This is a genomic window from Aeromonas sp. R6-1 (assembly GCF_040908165.1).
In the GTDB taxonomy this organism is placed as follows: Bacteria; Pseudomonadota; Gammaproteobacteria; order Enterobacterales; family Aeromonadaceae; genus Aeromonas; species Aeromonas caviae.
Genome location: NZ_JBFODF010000014.1, coordinates 18815 through 35612, shown reverse-complemented (window position 1 = coordinate 35612; position 16798 = coordinate 18815). Strand labels below are relative to the sequence as shown.

Sequence of the window (16798 nt, the reverse complement as noted above, 5' to 3'; positions counted from 1 at the left end):
ATGAAAGAGAGCAAGATCGGGCTCTGGTCCCTCACTGCGCTGGTGTTCAGCTCCATGGTGGGGGCCGGCATCTTCAGCCTGCCCCAGAACATGGCCGATGTGGCGGGCGCCCGCGCCGTGCTGATCGGCTGGGCCGTCACCGGGGTCGGCATACTGGCGCTGGCCATGAGCTTCCTCTACCTGTCGCGGCTCAAACCCGAGCTCGACGGCGGCATCTACAGCTATGCCCGGGCCGGCTTTGGCGAGCTGGTGGGGTTCTTCTCCGCCTGGGGATACTGGCTCTGTGCCACCATCGGCGTGGTGGGTTATCTGGTGATCGCCTTCGCGGCCCTGGGCAGCTTTGTCGATACGCCGGAGCGGGTCTGGTTTGGCGAGGGCAACACATTGGCAGCTTTTGTCGGCGAGTCCTGCATCCTCTGGGCGGTGCACCTGCTGGTGGCCCGCGGCGTGCAGCAGGCGGCCCTGTTCAATCTGGTGGCGACCCTGGCCAAGAGCCTGCCGCTGCTGCTGTTCATCCTGTTCGCCTGCTACTGGTTCGATCCGGTCACCTTTGCGACGGATCAGGAGGGTAGCACCCTGGCGGTACCGGTCTCCGAGCAGGTGCGCAACACCATGCTCATCACCCTCTGGGTCTTCACCGGCATCGAAGGGGCAGCGGTGCTCTCGGCCCGGGCGAGAAACAAGCGGGATGTGGGCACCGCCACCGTGCTCGGCGTGGTGCTGGCGCTGCTGCTCTATGTGCTCATCTCGGTGCTGGCGCTCGGAATATTGAGCCGCCCGGAGCTTGCGGCCCTGCCCAACCCCTCCATGGCGGGATTGATGGCCCAGATGACGGGTTCCTGGGGCAAGTTGCTCATCAGCGCCGGCCTCATCGTGTCGGTGCTCGCCTCCTACGTGAGCTGGACCCTCTTCTCGGCCGAGGTGCCGTTCAGCGCGGCGCGTCACGGGGCCTTCCCGGCCATCTTCCGGCGCGAGAACCGCAACGGCACCCCCATCGCCTCGCTCTGGCTCACCAGCCTGACCGTGCAGGGCTGCTTGCTGCTGGTGTGGCTGCTTGGCAAGGGGTACACCAACCTGCTGCTCATCTCCACCTCCATGATCCTGGTGCCCTACCTGCTGATCGGCCTCTTCCTGCTCAAGCTGGTCTTCAGTGGCAAGGGTGGGCAGGGCCGCGGCCTGATGCGGGTGGTGGCGCTGGTGTCGAGCGGTTATGGTTTCTGGCTGCTCTACGCCGCCGGGGTGGAGTACCTGCTGCTGTCGCTTCTGCTCTACGGGCCGGGTCTGCTGTTGTTTCTCTACAGCCGTCGCCAGCTCGGCGCCGAACAGCGGCTCAGCGGGCGCGAACGGCTGCTGGCCGGGGTGACGCTGCTGAGCCTGATCCCCGCCGTCTGGTCCTTCGTTCACGTCTGACCCGGGGGGTGTCCCTGTCATGAAAAAGAGCGCCCCTGGGCGCTCTTTTTTTATCCTGGTCGGTGGGTCAACCGCTGGTGGGGCCCGCCGGTTTGCCAAACAGCACGGCGAGCTTTTGCCGCCAGGGGAGGCCACGGGCCTCTTGCAGCATGTCGCGCCACTCGTGGAAGGTGAGGGTGAGCGGGTTGAAGCTGTGGATTGGCTTGGTGATGCCGAAACGGCACGGCTCGCCCAAGTCTTCTTCCACGAAGGTGCCAAACAGCCGGTCCCAGATGATGAGCACGCCGGCGAAGTTGCGATCGATGTATCTGGCGTTGCTGGCGTGGTGCACCCTGTGGTGGGACGGGGTGTTGAAGATCCATTCAAGTTTGCCCAGCTTGCCCACCACCTGGGTGTGGACGAAAAACTGAAAACCCAGGCTCAAGAGCACGGTGGCCACCACCGCCTCGGGGGGGAAGCCGATGAGGATCATGGGGATCCAGAACAGCCACATGCCGGAGACCGGATACATCAGGCTCTGGCGAAAGGCGGTGGAGAGGTTGAGCCGCTCTGAGCTGTGGTGCACCACGTGGGAGGCCCAGAGCCAGCGCACATGGTGGCTCGCGAAGTGGAACAGCCAGTAGCAGAGATCCTGCAACAGAAAGAGCAGCAAGAGGCTCCAGAGGTTCAGCTCGATATCGAATAGTCGCCAGCCCCAGAGGGTGTCATAGAGATAGGCGATGGCAATGGCGGCCAGGGCATCGCCCCCCTGATGCATCAGTGCCAGGGTGGCATTGGCGAAGAGATCCTTCCACTGGTAGCCCGCCGTGGGATAGGCGGCACCGTGTTTTCGCAGGTAGAGCATCTCCCAGCCAATGAAAACCAGAAAGAGGGGCGAGAGGTAGAGCAGGAGCAGTTGCACATCCATGTGAGCCATCCGGTTGGACCAGTTGGATGTCAGCATACCGGATGATGTTAGAAACTCATTAACATTTGATGGTGATCCTCCTGTCTGACGCGGCCCGGCCTTGCCCTCCCTGTTTACACTGAAGAAGGAGCGCGCGCGGCATCTACCGCAAGCGGCAGTACCTTGGGAGGGAGAGAAAATGAACGGGACGCCTGTTTTTCTCATGCTCGGCCTGCTCAGTGCGAGTGCGATGGCCAATGACAGTTTCAACAGCGAGTTGAGCCATGTTGTCGGTGGTGCGGCCATGGGGGCGGGCTTTACGGCCATCGCGGATCACTATGGCTATCGGGAGCACAGGGGCTGGATTGGTTTTGGCATCTCGACCGGCATCGGCATCGCCGCAGAGCTGATCGAGCGGGCCAGTGGTCAGGGGCCCTTCTCCGCCCTGGATGCGGGGGCCAATGCGCTGGGGGCCGCCGCCGGTGCCTACGGGACGGATCGCTGGCTGCTGGCACCCGTGGTGCTGCCCGAGCAGCACTTCGCCGGCCTGACGGGCATGTATCGATTCTAGGGCGAGCCACCTGGAACAAAAAAGGGAGCCTGGGCTCCCTCTTCTTGATTTGCATGACACCGCTGCGCGGTTGATCGAGCCCGGGTTTGCCCCTTTACCGGATTGCCAATATCGGTGCGCTCGTCAGAGTACCTGGCTCAGGAACTGGCGCAGGCGCGGGGAGGGGGGATTGTCGAAGAAGTCGGCGGGTTTCTCGTCCACCAGCAACTCGCCGCTCTCCATGAAGAGCACCCTGTCCGCCACTTCCCGGGCAAAGCCCATCTCGTGAGTCACCACCACCATGGTCATCCCTTCGCGGGCCAACCCCTTCATGACGTCCAGCACCTCTCCCACCATTTCTGGGTCGAGGGCGCTGGTGGGCTCGTCAAACAGCATGATGCGCGGCTGCATGGCGAGCGCCCGGGCGATGGCCACCCGCTGCTGCTGGCCGCCGGAGAGCTGGGAGGGGTAGCTCTGGGCCTTGTTGGAGAGACCGACCTTGAGCAGCAGGGCCTTGGCCCGCTCCTCAGCCTCCTGGCGAGAGAGCCCTCTCACCTTCTGGGGGGCCAGGGTGATGTTGTCCAGCACCGTCAGGTGAGGGAAGAGGTTGAAGGATTGGAACACCATGCCCACCTCTTCCCGCAGCTTGTTGACATCCCCGGGTTCGGTGAGGCTGATGCCGTCGACCACGATATTGCCATCGTTGATGGTCTCCAGCTGGTTGAGGGTGCGCAGGAAGGTGGACTTGCCCGAGCCGCTCGGCCCCACGATCACCACCACTTCCCCTTCGGCCACCTGGGTGCTGACGTTTTTCAGGGCGTGCACCTCGGTGCCGTAGAACTTCTCTACACCGGTCGCCTTGATGATGGGATCAGTTGCTGCGCGCATAGTTCACCTCCAGACGACGCACCGGGAAGGGGCAGGGAGTGCCGGTGATGGCAGAACGTTTCGACACCGATGGCGTCTTGATAACGGGATCAGTTGCTGCGCGCATATTTCACCTCCAGACGACGCACCAGGAAGGAGAGAGTGCCGGTCAGCACCAGATAGAGCAGAGCCACGGTGAACCACACCTCGAACGGGCTGAAGGTGGAGCTGACGACTTCGCGCCCCGCCTTGGTGAGATCCGTGATGGAGATGACGGAGACCAGAGAGGAGTCCTTGATGAGGTTGATGAACTGGCCCGCGAGCGGTGGCAGCACCCGTTTGAAGGCCTGGGGCAGGATGACGTAGCGCATGGTCTGGGCCGAGGTCATGCCAAGGCTTCTGCCCGCTTCCATCTGCCCCTTGTGAATGGAGCTGATGCCGGCGCGCACGATTTCCGCCACGTAGGCGCCGGTGAAGACCGCGAGCGCCGCCACACCAGCGGTGAATCGGTCGAGGTTCAGCACGGTGCCGATAAAGAAATAGACGATGAAGATCTGCACCAGCAACGGGGTGCCACGGATGAGCTCCACATAGGTCACGGCCAGGTTGCGCAGGGCCGGATTGGGGGAGAGGCGGGCGAGCCCGGCCAGGGTGCCAAGCAGGATGGCGAAGATGCCCGCCACCAGGGAGAGCTTGACCGTGACCCAGACGCCCCAGGCGATGGGGCCGGCGGTCCAGCTCAGTTGCACATCCAAGGTATCGCCGAGGAAGACGGTATCCCCTTCAGCCAGCTGGGAGCCCTTGGGAGCGATGGCCTGACGGCGGCTGGGGTCGAGATCGTCTTGCAGGAAGAGCTGTCCCTTGTCCGCGACCACGGTGCCGTCAAACTCGGCATAGTGTTTCTGTTCTGCCTGATAGGCGATGTACTGGGGAATGCGTTCCCATCGCCAGGTGTAATCCACTGCCTGCACTGCCTTGTAGATGCCGAAAATGGCGGCCAGCACCAGCAGCAGGAAGATCCCGTGCCAGAGCAGCTGATTGGGCTTCTTTTCCATCTGTCTTGTGAGTTTGGGGTTGATCACTGTCACAACCTCTTTTGTCGTTATCGTGTGGGGAGTCTGCGTGAAGGGGCGGCATGCCGCCCCTTTGAGAGGTTATTTGAGCTGGTTCAGCCAGGCGGTGGATTCAAACCACTTCTTGTAGAGACGGTCGTAGCTGCCGTCGCCCTTGATCTGGCGCAGGTAGTTGTTGAACCAGTTGAGGGTGTCCTGATCCCCCTTGCGGATGGCCCAGGCCAGCGGCTCGAAGGTGAACGGCTTGTCGAGGTGCACCACGGCGCCCTGGTTCTGGGACGCGAAGATGGCGTTGTAGGGCAGGTCGTAGACAAAGGCATCCACCTTGCCGTTGATCACTTCCAGCTTGGCGTCATCCTGGGTTTCAAACTGCAGCAGGGTGGCCTTGGGGATCATGCGCTTGACCGCTTGCTCGCCGGTGGTGCCGAGTTTGACCGCGATCTTGTATTTGGGATCGTTGAGGTCCTGGAAGGATTTGATTTCGCCCGCCTTGTCCTTGCGAAGCACGATGGTCTGGCCGACGACGATGTAGGGATCGGCAAAGTTCACGCGCAGGTTGCGCTGGGGAGTGACGGTCATGCCGCCCATGATGACGTCGAACTTGTCGGTCAAGAGCGCGGGGATGATGCCATCCCAGGCGGTGTTGACGAACTCCACCTTCACGCCCATCTCCTTGGCGACCATCTTGGCAAGATCCACGTCAAAGCCGATGTACTGGCCCTGCTTGTTGGTCATCTCGAAGGGTTGATAGCCGGCATCGAAGCCGACCCGCAGCACACCGCGTTCCAGCACGGCATCCAGGGTGGAAGTGGGCGCGGCGTTGGCCAGCCCGCACAGCAGCAGGGTAAAGAGAATGAGTTTTTTGATCATAAATGACGTCTCTGTCGTAAATGTGGTCGGCCTTGAACCTGCTCCCGTGCGACTCCATGGCACAAGAGACTGCTGCATCCGGCAGCAGGCAAGACAGGATTATTGTCTTGGTCGGGGCAAAAGCCCCATATGAGATTCTATGAATGGTTCGTTGGATGAAAAATGTACCAAAACCTGTTTGTGCCAGAAGACTCAATAAGTTATGGAGACTTTTATCCCTCGTGGTGACTCATAAAACCACATGAAAACAACATATCTATCTAATGGCGCCGGTTCAAGTGCAAAATATCCGGCGGCCGTCTCGGTGGAAAATCCGGGCACAGACAGGGCGTTGTCCGGCACGCTTCACGGGGAATGGGGCGTGCGAGCCGGTCAAATATTTTTGCCCGGCCCATAGGCTCCCTCTGTGTCTTGTCATGGGCTTCCCATATACTCAGCCATCCCCATTGGAAGGTTCGGGAATGGACGCCTCAATTCTGCTCAATCTGGACGTATTTACCCTGATGTTGATGGCCCTCGGGGGCTACAGCCTGGGATTCATCACCCTCTCCATCATCTGGTGGACCCACAGGGAAATACCCGGTCTCGGGCTCTGGTGGTGGTCCAGCCTCTGTGCCCTGGCGGCGCAATCGCTCTTCTTCATGCAGGCATTTGCCCCCCATATCGCGGGGATCTGGCTGGCCAACCTGCTCATCACCTTCTGCCTCGCCCTGATGCCACTCGCCATCCAGCGCTTCTTCGGGGAGCCGCCAAACTGGCGGGCATTCACCCTCTTCATGCTGGTCTACCTGCTGATCCTCTGCTGGAGCGTCATCTTCAACGACAAGATGGCCCCCCGGGTGCTGCTGGCCTGCCTGAGCTACATGATGGTGGGGGCGGTGATTGTCTGGCTCATATGGCGCCATGGCTACCCTGACTATCTGCCCGCGGTGCTGGTGTTCACCGTGGTCAACATCCTGCTCTACGGTTTCAATCTGGTGCGCATGGGGGCCCTGCTCGGCGGCGAGGTGCGGGTCCTGATGGATCAGCATGTGGTCAATGTGCTCCCCTTCCTCTCCATGCTGATGGGCAACTATCTGTCGACCTTCGGGGTGCTGCTGCTCTGTACCCAGTACCGGGCCCTGGCCCTGCGGCGACAGGCCAGCCAGGATCCCCTGACCGGCCTCCTGAACCGACGCGGCTTCATGGATCACTGCGTGACGATGGCAAAGCAGGGGGCGCTGGTGGTGCTGGATCTCGACGACTTCAAGCAGATCAACGATCGCCACGGTCACGAGACCGGGGACAGGGTGCTGGAGGCGGTGGGTCGCTATCTTGCTGGCCAGCGGGATCTGGTGGCCAGCCGCTTCGGCGGGGAAGAGTTTGTGTTGCTGTTGCCCGAGCGGGACCCCCTGGCCCAGCAGGCGCGCTGCGAGCAGATCCGCCAGGGAATAGAAACGCTGGGGCTGAAGGGGGTCCGGGTGACGGCCAGCCTGGGGTGGGTGCCCAGCGCCCGTGAATGGCACTTTGACACCCTGTTCAGCCAGGCAGATCGCGCTCTCTATCAGGCCAAGCGGGAGGGCAAGAACCGGATCTGTCAGGGGGCCTGATCCCCCGTCAGGTCATGCCCGGCCGGTTGCCGTCGGCTCCGACCGGACAAAGGCATACCGAGTCAGCCACCTGGTCGCATCAGATCTGAATGGCAGCCTGTCAGCGGTGCAACTCCCCCGCGCGTTCCGGCTGATAGACCACTTCCAGGATCTCCACCTGGATGGTGCGACCGGCCGGCCCAGGCCAGGCGATGCTGTCACCCACCTTGAGCCCCAGCAGGGCGCTGCCCACTGGCGCCAGCACGGAGATCTTCGATTCGTCCCCCTGTACATCCTTTGGATAGACCAGCGTCAGGCAGAAGTCGTTGCCACTGTTTTGCATCTTGAAGCGCACCGTGCTGTTCATGGTCACCACGTCCGGCGGCATGTCGGCGGGTTCGCGGATCTCGGCGCGATCCAGCTCCTCTTGCAGGGCAAGGTGCTGGGGGTGGTTGCCAAGCAGCTGTTCGATGCGATCCAGATCCAGGCTGGAGATGACGAGATGAGGCTGTTTCATAGGGTATTTCCTTATCAATGACTGAAGGGACCAGGATGACGGGCAGACTGGTCGACAAAAAACGGTGCAAGGGTAAAAAGCAGACAGCAAAAGCGATGCCCCCGAGCGACTCGCGCAGCGGGGCGAGGGCGGGGGCTCAGCGGGGTGTGAGCGTACTGGAAAAAATCATGATTGCTTTCATGGAGATACCATAACCATTCTGGGGTGGTTTGGCAATTGGGCTGACTTTCTCATCAGGGAGCCTGGTAATCGTACTGGTGCAGGATGCGCGCGAGACTGCCATCTTCCCTCATTTCCTGAATGACCCGGCGCCAGCGCAGCGCCTCGCTGCGGGAGAAGCGGGGACTGGCGGCCAGGTAGAGGGTGCTCTGCTGCAAGGTCTCGCCCCGCACCAGATCCGGGAGCGGCAGACCCGCCCGCTGCTGGTTGTAACGGGCGGTGTTCCAGGCCACCGCCCAGGCCTGGATGCGGCCGCGCGCCAGCTTGCTGGCGTTGCTGACCTCCTCGGTGACCAGCTCCTGGGTCACCCCTGTCAGCGGCTGGATCAGGCTCTGGCTATGGGAGCCACGCATCACGCCAACGGTGAGGCCAGGCAGCGTCTTCATGGAGAGCGGCGCTGGATGGTGACGGCGATGGCTGACCAGCACGAAGGCCTCCTCCAGCAGGGGGGCAATCCAGAGAAACAGTGGTTCGCGCTGGGGATTTCGGGCCGGGGGCAACAACAGGACATCCGGGCGGTGGCTGGCCTGGCTGAGGGCGCGAGCCAGCGGCATCAACTCGATCTCGAGCGGTTCCCCGAGGCGGCGGGCAGCCTCCTCCAGCACCTCGATGGCCATGCCGCTCGGCGCACCCTGCTGGGCGCGGATCACATAGGGGGGAATGTCCGCGGCCACGACGACCACGGCACGGGCCGAAAAGGCGCAGACGATCAGAGGGGAGAGCAGAAGAAGCAGAGTAACAAGGCGCATGGATGTTCGGGTCCGGGATGAGTACAGAGAGTGTAACATCCCGTTACGTCATGTCAGCCAGGCGATTGCCGCCTGGGGGGATCAGTCGAAGAAATCCCGCAGATCCAGGGTCTGGTACCCTGCCAGTTGCTGCCAGGGGAGGGTCTTTGGCAGCGGCTTGAGCGTCACCTCCATCCGGTAGCTGCGATAACCGTCGAGGCTTGCCGACTCCACCACCAGGGGCAACTGCCAGCGGCTCGACCAGAGGATGCGGGTACGCTGGCGACCTTCGCGGGTCTCATACCAGTTCGCCTGGTCGGGGGCGGCCTCATCCAGCGGTGTCATTCCCTCTAACAGGGAAGGGTTGATGAGGTGGCGGATCCGCGGCCAGTCGGGCTTGAAGGCCACTTGACCGTACTCCTCCTGCGGCACCTCCACCAGCTGGTTGTGCCAGGCATCGGCGTAGCGCAACTGGAGTGCGTCTCCCTCGCTGCGGGTGACCCAGCGCGCCGCCATCTGGTGAGTGAAGTGCTTGTGGCCGGGGCGGGCATCGTGGGTGGCGTGATAGGCACGGGCCAGGGGAACGGGAATGAGCCGCTGGCTCCACACCTGGTCACCGACCCGCAGCCACTTCTCCTGCCACTGGCTCTCCCGGGTGATGCCGTCGCTGCCGGTCACCCTGTCCACGTAGCGGATGCGGGCGGCCAGATCGGGCACCTCGTCGGCCAGGAGGGGGAAGGAGAGGGCGCTGCCCAGCAGCCATAAAGAAAGCAGATATTTCATCATCGTCTCTCGCTCGACGGAAAAGGTGCCCGGCGCAGTGCCGGGCCCCTTTATCACAGGCCGAGGGCCTCCCTGAGCTTGCCGAACACCCGGGTGTTGTCGAGGGTGCCCTTGAACTGGCTGCTGCCTGCGCCGCCCGCGAACAGCATCACATCGCCGCCGCCGTGAGTCTCGGAGCCGAGCTTGACCCCGGTCTCCTGCAGGTAGTCATCCGCCATCACCTCATCGCTGGTGAGGGTGGGGCGCTGGTCCTGGCGGTTGGGGCCGTTGCCGAATACCAGAGTAGTGAACGGCTTGCCGTCCGCGTCGTTCTGGGTCGAACCATCGGCGTTCTTGACCAGATCCAGCACCTTGTTGCCCTTGGCGGAATAGCCGTTGATGGTCATGGTGTGGTCGTGGTCGGCGGTAACCACGATCAGGGTATCGCTCAAATCCACTTTGCCGAGGGCCGTCTTGACCGCCTCGTCCAGCGCCACCGCATCGGTCAGGGATCGCTTGGCGTTGGTGGCGTGCAGGGCGTGGTCGATACGCCCCCCCTCCACCATCAGGAAGTAGCCCTGGCTGTTCTGGCTGAGCAGATCGATCGCCTTGGCGGTCATCTCGGAGAGGGACGGCTGGGTACTGGCCGCCCCCTTGGCGACGCGGTCCAGTTCGTAGTCGAGGTGGGATTTGGTGCTGAACAGCCCCAGCACCTTGCCCGAGTTGACGGCAGAGAGCTCATCCTTGGTGGTGACATAGCGGTAGCCCCGGGCGGTCAGCTCGGCGGTGAGATCCCGGCCGTCGGCCCGGCCGCCCTTATTGCTGGCGCTGTAGGGCGTCCAGTGGTTGGCGCCGCCCCCCATCAGCACATCGACCCCATCCCCCAGCGCCTGGTTGAAGCCGGCTCCGCCTGGTACCGCCTGCTCGGCGATGGCGTAGGCCGCATCCCGGTGGCAGATATGGGAATAGGTCGCCGCCGGGGTGGCATGGGTCAGCTCCGTGGTCGTGACGGCCCCCACCGACTTGCCCGCCGCCTTGGCCAGCTCGAGAAGGGTGGGCACCGGGCTCCCGTTGTCGCTGGTGCAGTTGTTGATGCCCTTGTTGCCGTTGGCATCCTTGGACGGTGCCACGGCCCTGGTGTCGCTGCTCATGGCGATCACCTCGTTGTTCATCTTGACGCCGGTGGTGTAGGCCGCCATGGAGGGGGCTGAGTCCGTGGTCTGGGCATCGTGGGAGAAGGTCTTGATGCGCGCGCTCTGGGGCAGTTTCATCATCTCGAGATCCCCCTCTTCCCCCACCTTGAACAGGCGGGTGGCGGTGAGCACGGTGGGGCCCATGCCGTCACCGATAAAGAGGATGACGTTCTTGGCATCGGCGGCGTGCGCCTGGGAGAGGCCGCCAAGCGTGCCGAGCAGGGCGGTGCAGACCAGCGTCTTTTTCATGGTGATGTTCATCCTGATAATCCCTTACAGCTTGGCCGCAGCCTTGATCTTGCCGAACACGGCGGTGTTGTCGAGAGAGCCGTGGAAGCGCTCCGCTCCCTGGCCGATGGCGCCGAGGAAGACATCGGTACCGCCGTGGGTCTCGTTGCCTATCTCGCCCACCTTGACCACCACCTCCTGGTGATAGTCGTCGGCGGAGGTGGTGGCGTCGTCGAGGGCCGCCACGCTGCTGCGCGGGCCGTCCACCCGGTTGTAGCCGTTGCCAAAGCCGATGATGGTGTAGGGCATGCCATCGCTATCCTTGCTCGGCTCGCCGGTCTCGTAGTTCTTCACCAGCCCGAGCACGCCCGCATTGCCTGCCGTGGTCTTGCCGGTGCGCTTGGCATAACCATTCAGGACAAGCGTGTGGTCATGGTCGGCGGTGACCACGATCAGGGTGTTTTTCAGCTCGGGATCGGTTTTCTTCACTTCATTGATGGCGGCCAGGATGGCGTTGTCGAAGGCGAGGGTATCCTGCAGGGCGCGCTTGGCGTTGGTGTCGTGCAGGGCGTGGTCGATACGCCCCCCTTCCACCATCAGGAAGTAGCCCTTCTCTTTGCCCTTGAGCTGCTTGATGGCAGCCAGGGTCATCTGGGCCAGTGACGGCTCGCTGGCGGGCCGGTCCAGGTCATATTTCATGTGGCTTGAGCCAAACAGGCCCAGCAGCGGCTTGCTCGCATCGGCCTGGTTCAGCTCGTCCAGGGTGGCGGCAAACTGATAGCCCTTCGCCTTCATCTCGTCGATGAGGTTGCGGCCATCGGTCCGCTTGCCCTTGTCGGCACTGGGCAGGAAGAAGCTGCTGCCGCCCCCGAGCACCACGTCCAGCCCCTCCTTCAGGGCGCTGTTGTAACCGCTGCCCCCCGGCACCATCTGGACGGCGATATCAGCCTCCAGATCCCGGTTGCAGATATGGGCATAGGTGGCGGCCGGGGTGGCGTGGGTGACCCGGGTGGTGGTGACCACGCCGGTGCCGCGGCCATCGGCCTTGGCCAGCTCCAGCAGGGTGGTCACCGCTTTGCCGCCGCTCTGGCTGCAATCGCTCTCCTGGGTGGCGTCGCTGTCCATGCTGATGACGCCGTTGTTGCTCTTGACCCCGGTCATGTAGGCCGCCATGGAGGGGGCCGAGTCGGTCACCTGGGCATCGTGGGAGAAGGTCTTGATGAAGGCCGTTTCCGGCAGGGTGTCGATGGTGAGGCTGCCCTCTTCGCCGACGCCATAGATCCGGGAGGCGGTGAGGGTGTTGAGACCCATGCCGTCGCCGAGGAAGAAGATCACGTTCTTGGCGCTGGATTCCGGGGTGTTGCTGTCGTTGTTGGAGTTGCAGCCGGCGGCCAGGGCGGCGCCTATCATCACTGCAAGTCCTGCCATCTTTCTCATTGGGGTTCGCTCCTTGTGAAACCTGAGCGCAGCCTAGAGGGGGCAGATGACACTTTTAGTGAAGAGAGATGACAATACGGTGAAAGCGCCTTGCAAATGTTATCTTATATCAATGGGTTATGTTGATTGTGTTTTGCCACTCACCTCCCGGTGGCGTGGTGGGCATCCGGCCACCCGGGTGACAACACCCGGCCAGAATAGCCTGTCAAATCGGGGCCGCAGCAGGTAAAATGCGCCCCCTTGCGATGAGTGCCAGCGGTCTGGCGCATCACCACGCACCCGCAACCCCGAGCGCCCGCAGCCCCGAGAGGGGACCGCATGCCAATGAGAGAGTAACGGATATGTCCATCAACTGGTTCCCCGGCCACATGCACAAGGCCCGCAAAGAGATTGCAGAGGTCATGCCCCAGGTCGATGTCATCATCGAGATGCTCGACGCCCGCATCCCCTTCTCCAGCGAGAACCCCCTGGTGCCGGAGCTGCGCGGGGAGACGCCGGTGATCAAGGTGCTCAACAAGGCAGACCTTGCCGACCCCGAGATCACCGCGCTGTGGGTGGCCCACATGGAGCAGGAGAAGGGGATCAAGGCTCTGCCCCTGACCCAGCAGGAGCCTACGATGATCAAGCAACTGCTGACCCTGTGCCACGAGATGCTGCCGGAGCGCAACTTCGAGCTGCGCGGGGTGCGCGCCATGATCATGGGCATCCCCAACGTGGGCAAGTCCACCCTGATCAACACCCTGGCGGGGCGCATCATCGCCAAGACCGGCAACGAGGCGGGGGTGACCAAGTCCCAGCAGCGGATCAAGCTCGACAACCACGTCATCCTGACGGACACCCCTGGCTTCCTGTGGCCCAAGCTCAACCCGCCCTCCTGCGGTTATCGACTGGCGATCACGGCGGCCATCAAGGATACCGTCTTCGATTACGCCGACATCGCCATGTTTGCCGCCGACTACTTCATCAAGGCCTATCCGGAGCGCATCAAGGCACGCTACCAGCTGAGCGAGCTGCCGGAGACCGAGATCGAGCTGCTGGATCTCATTGCCCGTCAGCGCGGCTTCATGCGCAAGGGGGGGCTTGCGGATCTGCACAAGGCCTCGGAAATCCTGGTCAATGAATTCCGGTCCGGCATGCTGGGGCGGATCTCCCTGGAGACGCCAGAGATGGTGAGCGTCGAGATAGTGGAAGCCCAGGCCGAGGCTGAGCAGAAAGCCAGGGAGAAGGCGGAGCGGGAAGAGGAGCGCCAGGCCCGGGCTCGTCGCAAGTACGCCAAAAAGCGTCAGCGCTGACCGGCGTTGTGCACGATAGGTTGTGCTTGATAGCAAGAAGAGGCGGCCCTGGGCCGCCTCTTCTGGTCATGGCGCTCTGGCGTGAGGGAGGCACAGAGTCGATATTCAACCGCCCGCTTCCCCTCATCATGACCAAGGTGCCGGCCAATCAAGGGGATGAGGCTCCCGTCAGGGGAGGGCCGTGCCGCGTTGCCATCACGGTGGGCAGAAAAACCTTGCGACCCGGCCTCAGTGCCGATTGACAAAGGCACAGGCGGTGGCATGATGCGCTCGCATTTTGCCTCTCCCCACGGTTCTATCCATGACCACATACTCCCGCCCGGTGCTGCTCCTGCTCTGTGGCCTGCTGTTGCTGACCCTGACCATCGCGGTATTGAATACCCTGGTGCCGCTCTGGCTCGCCCATGAGCATCTGCCCACCTGGCAGGTCGGCATGGTCGGCTCCTCCTATTTCACCGGCAACCTGCTGGGAACCCTGCTGGCGGGCAGACTCATCGCCCGCTGCGGCTTCAATCGCAGTTACTACCTGGCCAGTGCGCTCTTTGCCGCAGGCTGCGTCGGGCTCGGCATTACCCTGGCGTTCTGGAGCTGGCTCGCCTGGCGATTCATCGCCGGAGTCGGCTGCGCCATGATCTGGGTGGTGGTGGAGAGCGCGCTGATGTGCAGCGGCAACGCCCGCAATCGGGGTCGTCTGCTGGCCGCCTACATGATGGTCTATTACGTGGGCACTGTGCTTGGGCAACTGCTGGTGAGCAAGGTACCGACGTCGCTGATGGCGGTGCTGCCCTGGGTGACTGCCCTGGTGTTGACGGCCATGCTGCCGCTCTTGTTCACCCGCATCGCCAGTCCGTCAGGCAACCACCAGGCCAGGACTCCGGTCTGGCCGATGCTGCGCCTGCGTCAGGCGCGTCTGGGGGTGAACGGCTGCATCCTCTCCGGCATCGTGCTGGGGGTGCTTTATGGTCTGATGCCGCTCTATCTGAACCACCAGGGGGTGAGCGACGGGGCCATCGGCTACTGGATGGCGGTGATGGTGAGCGCCGGCATCTTGGGGCAATGGCCTGTGGGGCGTCTGGCGGATCGTTTCGGGCGCCTGCCGGTGCTGCGGGTACAGGTGCTGGTGGTGATCCTGGGGGCCATGGCGATGCTCGGCAACGCGGCCATGGGGCCGACGCTGTTCATTCTGGGGGCCGCGGGCTTCACGCTCTATCCGGTGGCCATGGCCTGGGCCTGCGAGAAGGTGGAGCAGCATCAACTGGTGGCCATGAACCAGGCGCTGCTGCTGAGCTACACCATCGGCAGCCTGCTCGGGCCGACCCTGACGGCGCTCTTGATGCAGCACTACTCGGATCATCTGCTGTTCATGGTGATTGCCGGGGTCTCCCTGGTCTATCTGCTGATGCTGCTGCGCAAGATGGGCGAGCACCCGACGCCGATGGCCCATGCCTGAGGGCAGACGGCGTCATCATCCCTGCGCACGTATATAGAAGAGGCGACCCAAGGGTCGCCTCTTTTTCGTCATGGGCCGGGTGGTGCCGCTCAACCAAACCGGTGTCTTGCTACTTCAAAGAGCGAGAGGTGCAGCGGGATCAACTGCTGCCAGTCTCGCCGGTAACCCCCTCCCGGTACGGCGGTGATGGGCAGCCCGTGGCGAAGCGCAGAGTCAAAGACCATGGCATCGCGCTGGCGCACGCCGGAGTCGCTCAGGGAGAGGTAGCCCAGCTCGTCGTCCCGGTGCACATCCACCCCGGCCTGATAGAGGATGAAGTCGGGGGCGTAGAGGCGATGAGCCAGGGCGAGGGCCTGGTCCAGGGTCTCGAGATAGGCGTCGTCCTCCATGCCGCTTGGCAGGGGAAAGTCCAGATGGGAGGCCGGCTTGTGGCGGGGGAAGTTGTGTTCCCCGTGCAGGGAGAGGGTGATGATGTCACGGCTGCCCGTGCACAGGGCGGCGCTGCCATCTCCCTGATGGACATCGAGATCCACGATCAGCACCCGCTCGCAGAGTCCCTCGTCCAGGCAGGTTCGCGCCGCGATCACCAGATCGTTGAAGAGGCAGAAGCCGCTGCCAAACCCCCGGTGTGCGTGGTGGTAGCCGCCGGAGATCTGCAGTCCGCAGCCCTGCGCAAGGGCGTGGCGGCTGGCGGCCAGGGTGGCGCCGACCGAGTGCAGGGTACGTTCAATCAGCAGGGGAGACCAGGGAAAGCCGAGCCGGCGAATGGCCCCTTCATCGAGGGTGCCGGCGAGGGCGGCCTGTACATAGGCCGCATCGTGCACCTTCTCTATCTGCTCACGGTTGGCAGGGGCGGCCTGTGCCAGCGGATAGTCGAGGGCGACGAGGCGTTCAAACAGCGCCTGGTACTTGGCCAGGGGGAAGCGGTGACGCTCGGGCAGCGTCAGGGCGGAGTAGTGGGGGTGATAGAAGATGCGCAGTGACATGAAGCATCGGCCATGAACGGGTATGAAAAAGGGGAGCCAGGCTCCCCTCGATGCAGGCGTGCGATGCGCCTTACTGCTGCTGGATCACCCAGATCTGGAAGGCTTTGCGGGTCTCCGCATCGGCCTTGTTGTACCAGCTTTGCAGCTGGGTCAGGGCTTCCGGGTTGCTCATGGCCTTGCTCGGGGCCACTTCCACCGGTGCGCTGGCGGCAGCCATCACGGCGGCGGTGGAGACGGAAACGGTCTTGGGCTGGTTGAAGGCCTTGCCCATCTTCAGCAGCTCCTGCTGATAGTCACGTGTCAGCTGGAAGCCACCCACGGTCGGCATGACGAACTGCTCGGATTTCAGGACCTGGCCGGTGGATTTGTCTTTCAGAACGACGTTCTGTTCCTTGACGAAACGCTTGGCTTCTTCTTCCTTGCGGGGCTTCTTGAAGTCGAGGAAGAGTTGCTGGTTGTCGGCGGCGGTGAAGTTGATCACCAGGGGCTCGGCGGTGACCAGCTTGGTTTCACTGCGGCTGGAGTAGTTGCCCTCGAAGGCGACCACGACCTGGTGCCTGCCGGGCTCCAGGGAGAAGACGGTGGCTTTGTCGAGCAGCTGGGGGTTGACGGGTTCGCCATCGAGCAGCTGGATGACATAGGGATTCGTAATTTCCAGTTGGCTAGCGGCCAGGGCGCTACCTGCCCACAACAGACCAGCCAGGGCCGGTACCAGAACAGTCAGTTTCATTTCATCTCCTTGAACAGTCAGGCAATTGCCCA

At 63.0% G+C, this 16798-nt stretch carries 17 protein-coding genes; 5 read left to right on the top strand and 12 right to left on the bottom strand.

Annotated features, from left to right (window positions below):
• Complete coding sequence (locus tag AB5Y68_RS02140) at positions 1-1410, top strand: basic amino acid/polyamine antiporter (RefSeq protein ID WP_039040258.1); 1410 nt, start codon at positions 1-3, stop codon at positions 1408-1410.
• Positions 1411-1477: 67 nt separating this feature from the next.
• Here the strand turns inward: AB5Y68_RS02140 and AB5Y68_RS02135 are convergent, their stop codons facing one another.
• Positions 1478-2317: a sterol desaturase family protein gene (locus AB5Y68_RS02135; protein ID WP_039040283.1), complete on the bottom strand. Its 840-nt coding sequence runs from the start codon at positions 2315-2317 to the stop codon at positions 1478-1480.
• Positions 2318-2495: 178 nt separating this feature from the next.
• Here AB5Y68_RS02135 and AB5Y68_RS02130 point away from each other — a divergent pair, with 178 nt between their 5' ends.
• Positions 2496-2867, top strand: a complete 372-nt coding sequence (locus tag AB5Y68_RS02130) for a hypothetical protein (RefSeq protein ID WP_039040259.1) — start codon at positions 2496-2498, stop codon at positions 2865-2867.
• A gap of 123 nt (positions 2868-2990) precedes the next feature.
• Here the strand turns inward: AB5Y68_RS02130 and AB5Y68_RS02125 are convergent, their stop codons facing one another.
• The 4 genes from AB5Y68_RS02125 to AB5Y68_RS02110 form a co-directional block, all read right to left on the bottom strand.
• Complete coding sequence (locus AB5Y68_RS02125; RefSeq protein WP_010675257.1) at positions 2991-3734, bottom strand: amino acid ABC transporter ATP-binding protein; 744 nt, start codon at positions 3732-3734, stop codon at positions 2991-2993.
• Complete coding sequence (locus AB5Y68_RS02120; protein WP_267882649.1) at positions 3718-3840, bottom strand: hypothetical protein; 123 nt, start codon at positions 3838-3840, stop codon at positions 3718-3720. The genes AB5Y68_RS02125 and AB5Y68_RS02120 overlap by 17 nt, the downstream gene beginning before the upstream one ends.
• On the bottom strand, positions 3824-4768 hold the full coding sequence (locus tag AB5Y68_RS02115; protein WP_039040284.1) for an amino acid ABC transporter permease: 945 nt from the start codon (positions 4766-4768) through the stop codon (positions 3824-3826). Before AB5Y68_RS02115 ends, AB5Y68_RS02120 begins: the two co-directional genes overlap by 17 nt.
• A gap of 99 nt (positions 4769-4867) precedes the next feature.
• Entirely contained in the window at positions 4868-5656 is a 789-nt protein-coding gene (locus tag AB5Y68_RS02110; protein WP_039040260.1) for a transporter substrate-binding domain-containing protein, read from the bottom strand.
• 461 nt (positions 5657-6117) lie between these two features.
• Between AB5Y68_RS02110 and AB5Y68_RS02105 the strand changes: the two genes are divergently transcribed.
• Positions 6118-7245 (top strand): GGDEF domain-containing protein, encoded by a 1128-nt coding sequence (locus AB5Y68_RS02105; protein WP_039040261.1) that lies wholly within the window; start codon positions 6118-6120, stop codon positions 7243-7245.
• A 100-nt stretch (positions 7246-7345) separates the two neighbouring features.
• Here AB5Y68_RS02105 and rnk read toward each other — a convergent pair whose 3' ends face one another.
• The 5 genes from rnk to AB5Y68_RS02080 all read right to left on the bottom strand — a co-directional run bounded on the left by rnk (position 7346) and on the right by AB5Y68_RS02080 (position 12308).
• The gene (gene rnk / locus AB5Y68_RS02100) at positions 7346-7741 is read right to left on the bottom strand and encodes a nucleoside diphosphate kinase regulator (protein WP_010675253.1); all 396 of its coding nucleotides are present in this window, start codon (positions 7739-7741) and stop codon (positions 7346-7348) included.
• 233 nt (positions 7742-7974) lie between these two features.
• Positions 7975-8709 (bottom strand): ABC transporter substrate-binding protein, encoded by a 735-nt coding sequence (locus AB5Y68_RS02095; RefSeq protein ID WP_180321339.1) that lies wholly within the window; start codon positions 8707-8709, stop codon positions 7975-7977.
• Between the two features lie 81 nt (positions 8710-8790).
• On the bottom strand, positions 8791-9474 hold the full coding sequence (locus AB5Y68_RS02090; RefSeq protein WP_039040263.1) for a hypothetical protein: 684 nt from the start codon (positions 9472-9474) through the stop codon (positions 8791-8793).
• A gap of 50 nt (positions 9475-9524) precedes the next feature.
• Positions 9525-10892 carry an alkaline phosphatase gene (locus AB5Y68_RS02085; RefSeq protein ID WP_171865824.1) on the bottom strand — a complete coding sequence of 456 codons (1368 nt, stop codon included), beginning with the start codon at positions 10890-10892 and terminating at the stop codon, positions 9525-9527.
• 24 nt (positions 10893-10916) lie between these two features.
• Entirely contained in the window at positions 10917-12308 is a 1392-nt protein-coding gene (locus AB5Y68_RS02080; RefSeq protein ID WP_039040264.1) for an alkaline phosphatase, read from the bottom strand.
• Between the two features lie 341 nt (positions 12309-12649).
• On the opposite strand from AB5Y68_RS02080, the gene ylqF reads away from it, so the two are divergent.
• Together ylqF and AB5Y68_RS02070 are read left to right on the top strand one after the other, a co-directional pair.
• Positions 12650-13600 carry a ribosome biogenesis GTPase YlqF gene (gene ylqF / locus AB5Y68_RS02075; protein ID WP_039040265.1) on the top strand — a complete coding sequence of 317 codons (951 nt, stop codon included), beginning with the start codon at positions 12650-12652 and terminating at the stop codon, positions 13598-13600.
• Positions 13601-13901: 301 nt separating this feature from the next.
• Positions 13902-15050 carry an MFS transporter gene (locus AB5Y68_RS02070; RefSeq protein WP_039040266.1) on the top strand — a complete coding sequence of 383 codons (1149 nt, stop codon included), beginning with the start codon at positions 13902-13904 and terminating at the stop codon, positions 15048-15050.
• Positions 15051-15139: 89 nt separating this feature from the next.
• Here the strand turns inward: AB5Y68_RS02070 and AB5Y68_RS02065 are convergent, their stop codons facing one another.
• Positions 15140-16036, bottom strand: coding sequence for a histone deacetylase (locus tag AB5Y68_RS02065; protein WP_039040267.1), 897 nt, complete (start codon positions 16034-16036; stop codon positions 15140-15142).
• 70 nt (positions 16037-16106) lie between these two features.
• Positions 16107-16766 (bottom strand): DUF2057 domain-containing protein, encoded by a 660-nt coding sequence (locus tag AB5Y68_RS02060; protein ID WP_039040268.1) that lies wholly within the window; start codon positions 16764-16766, stop codon positions 16107-16109.
• Between the last annotated feature and the right edge of the window lie 32 nt (positions 16767-16798).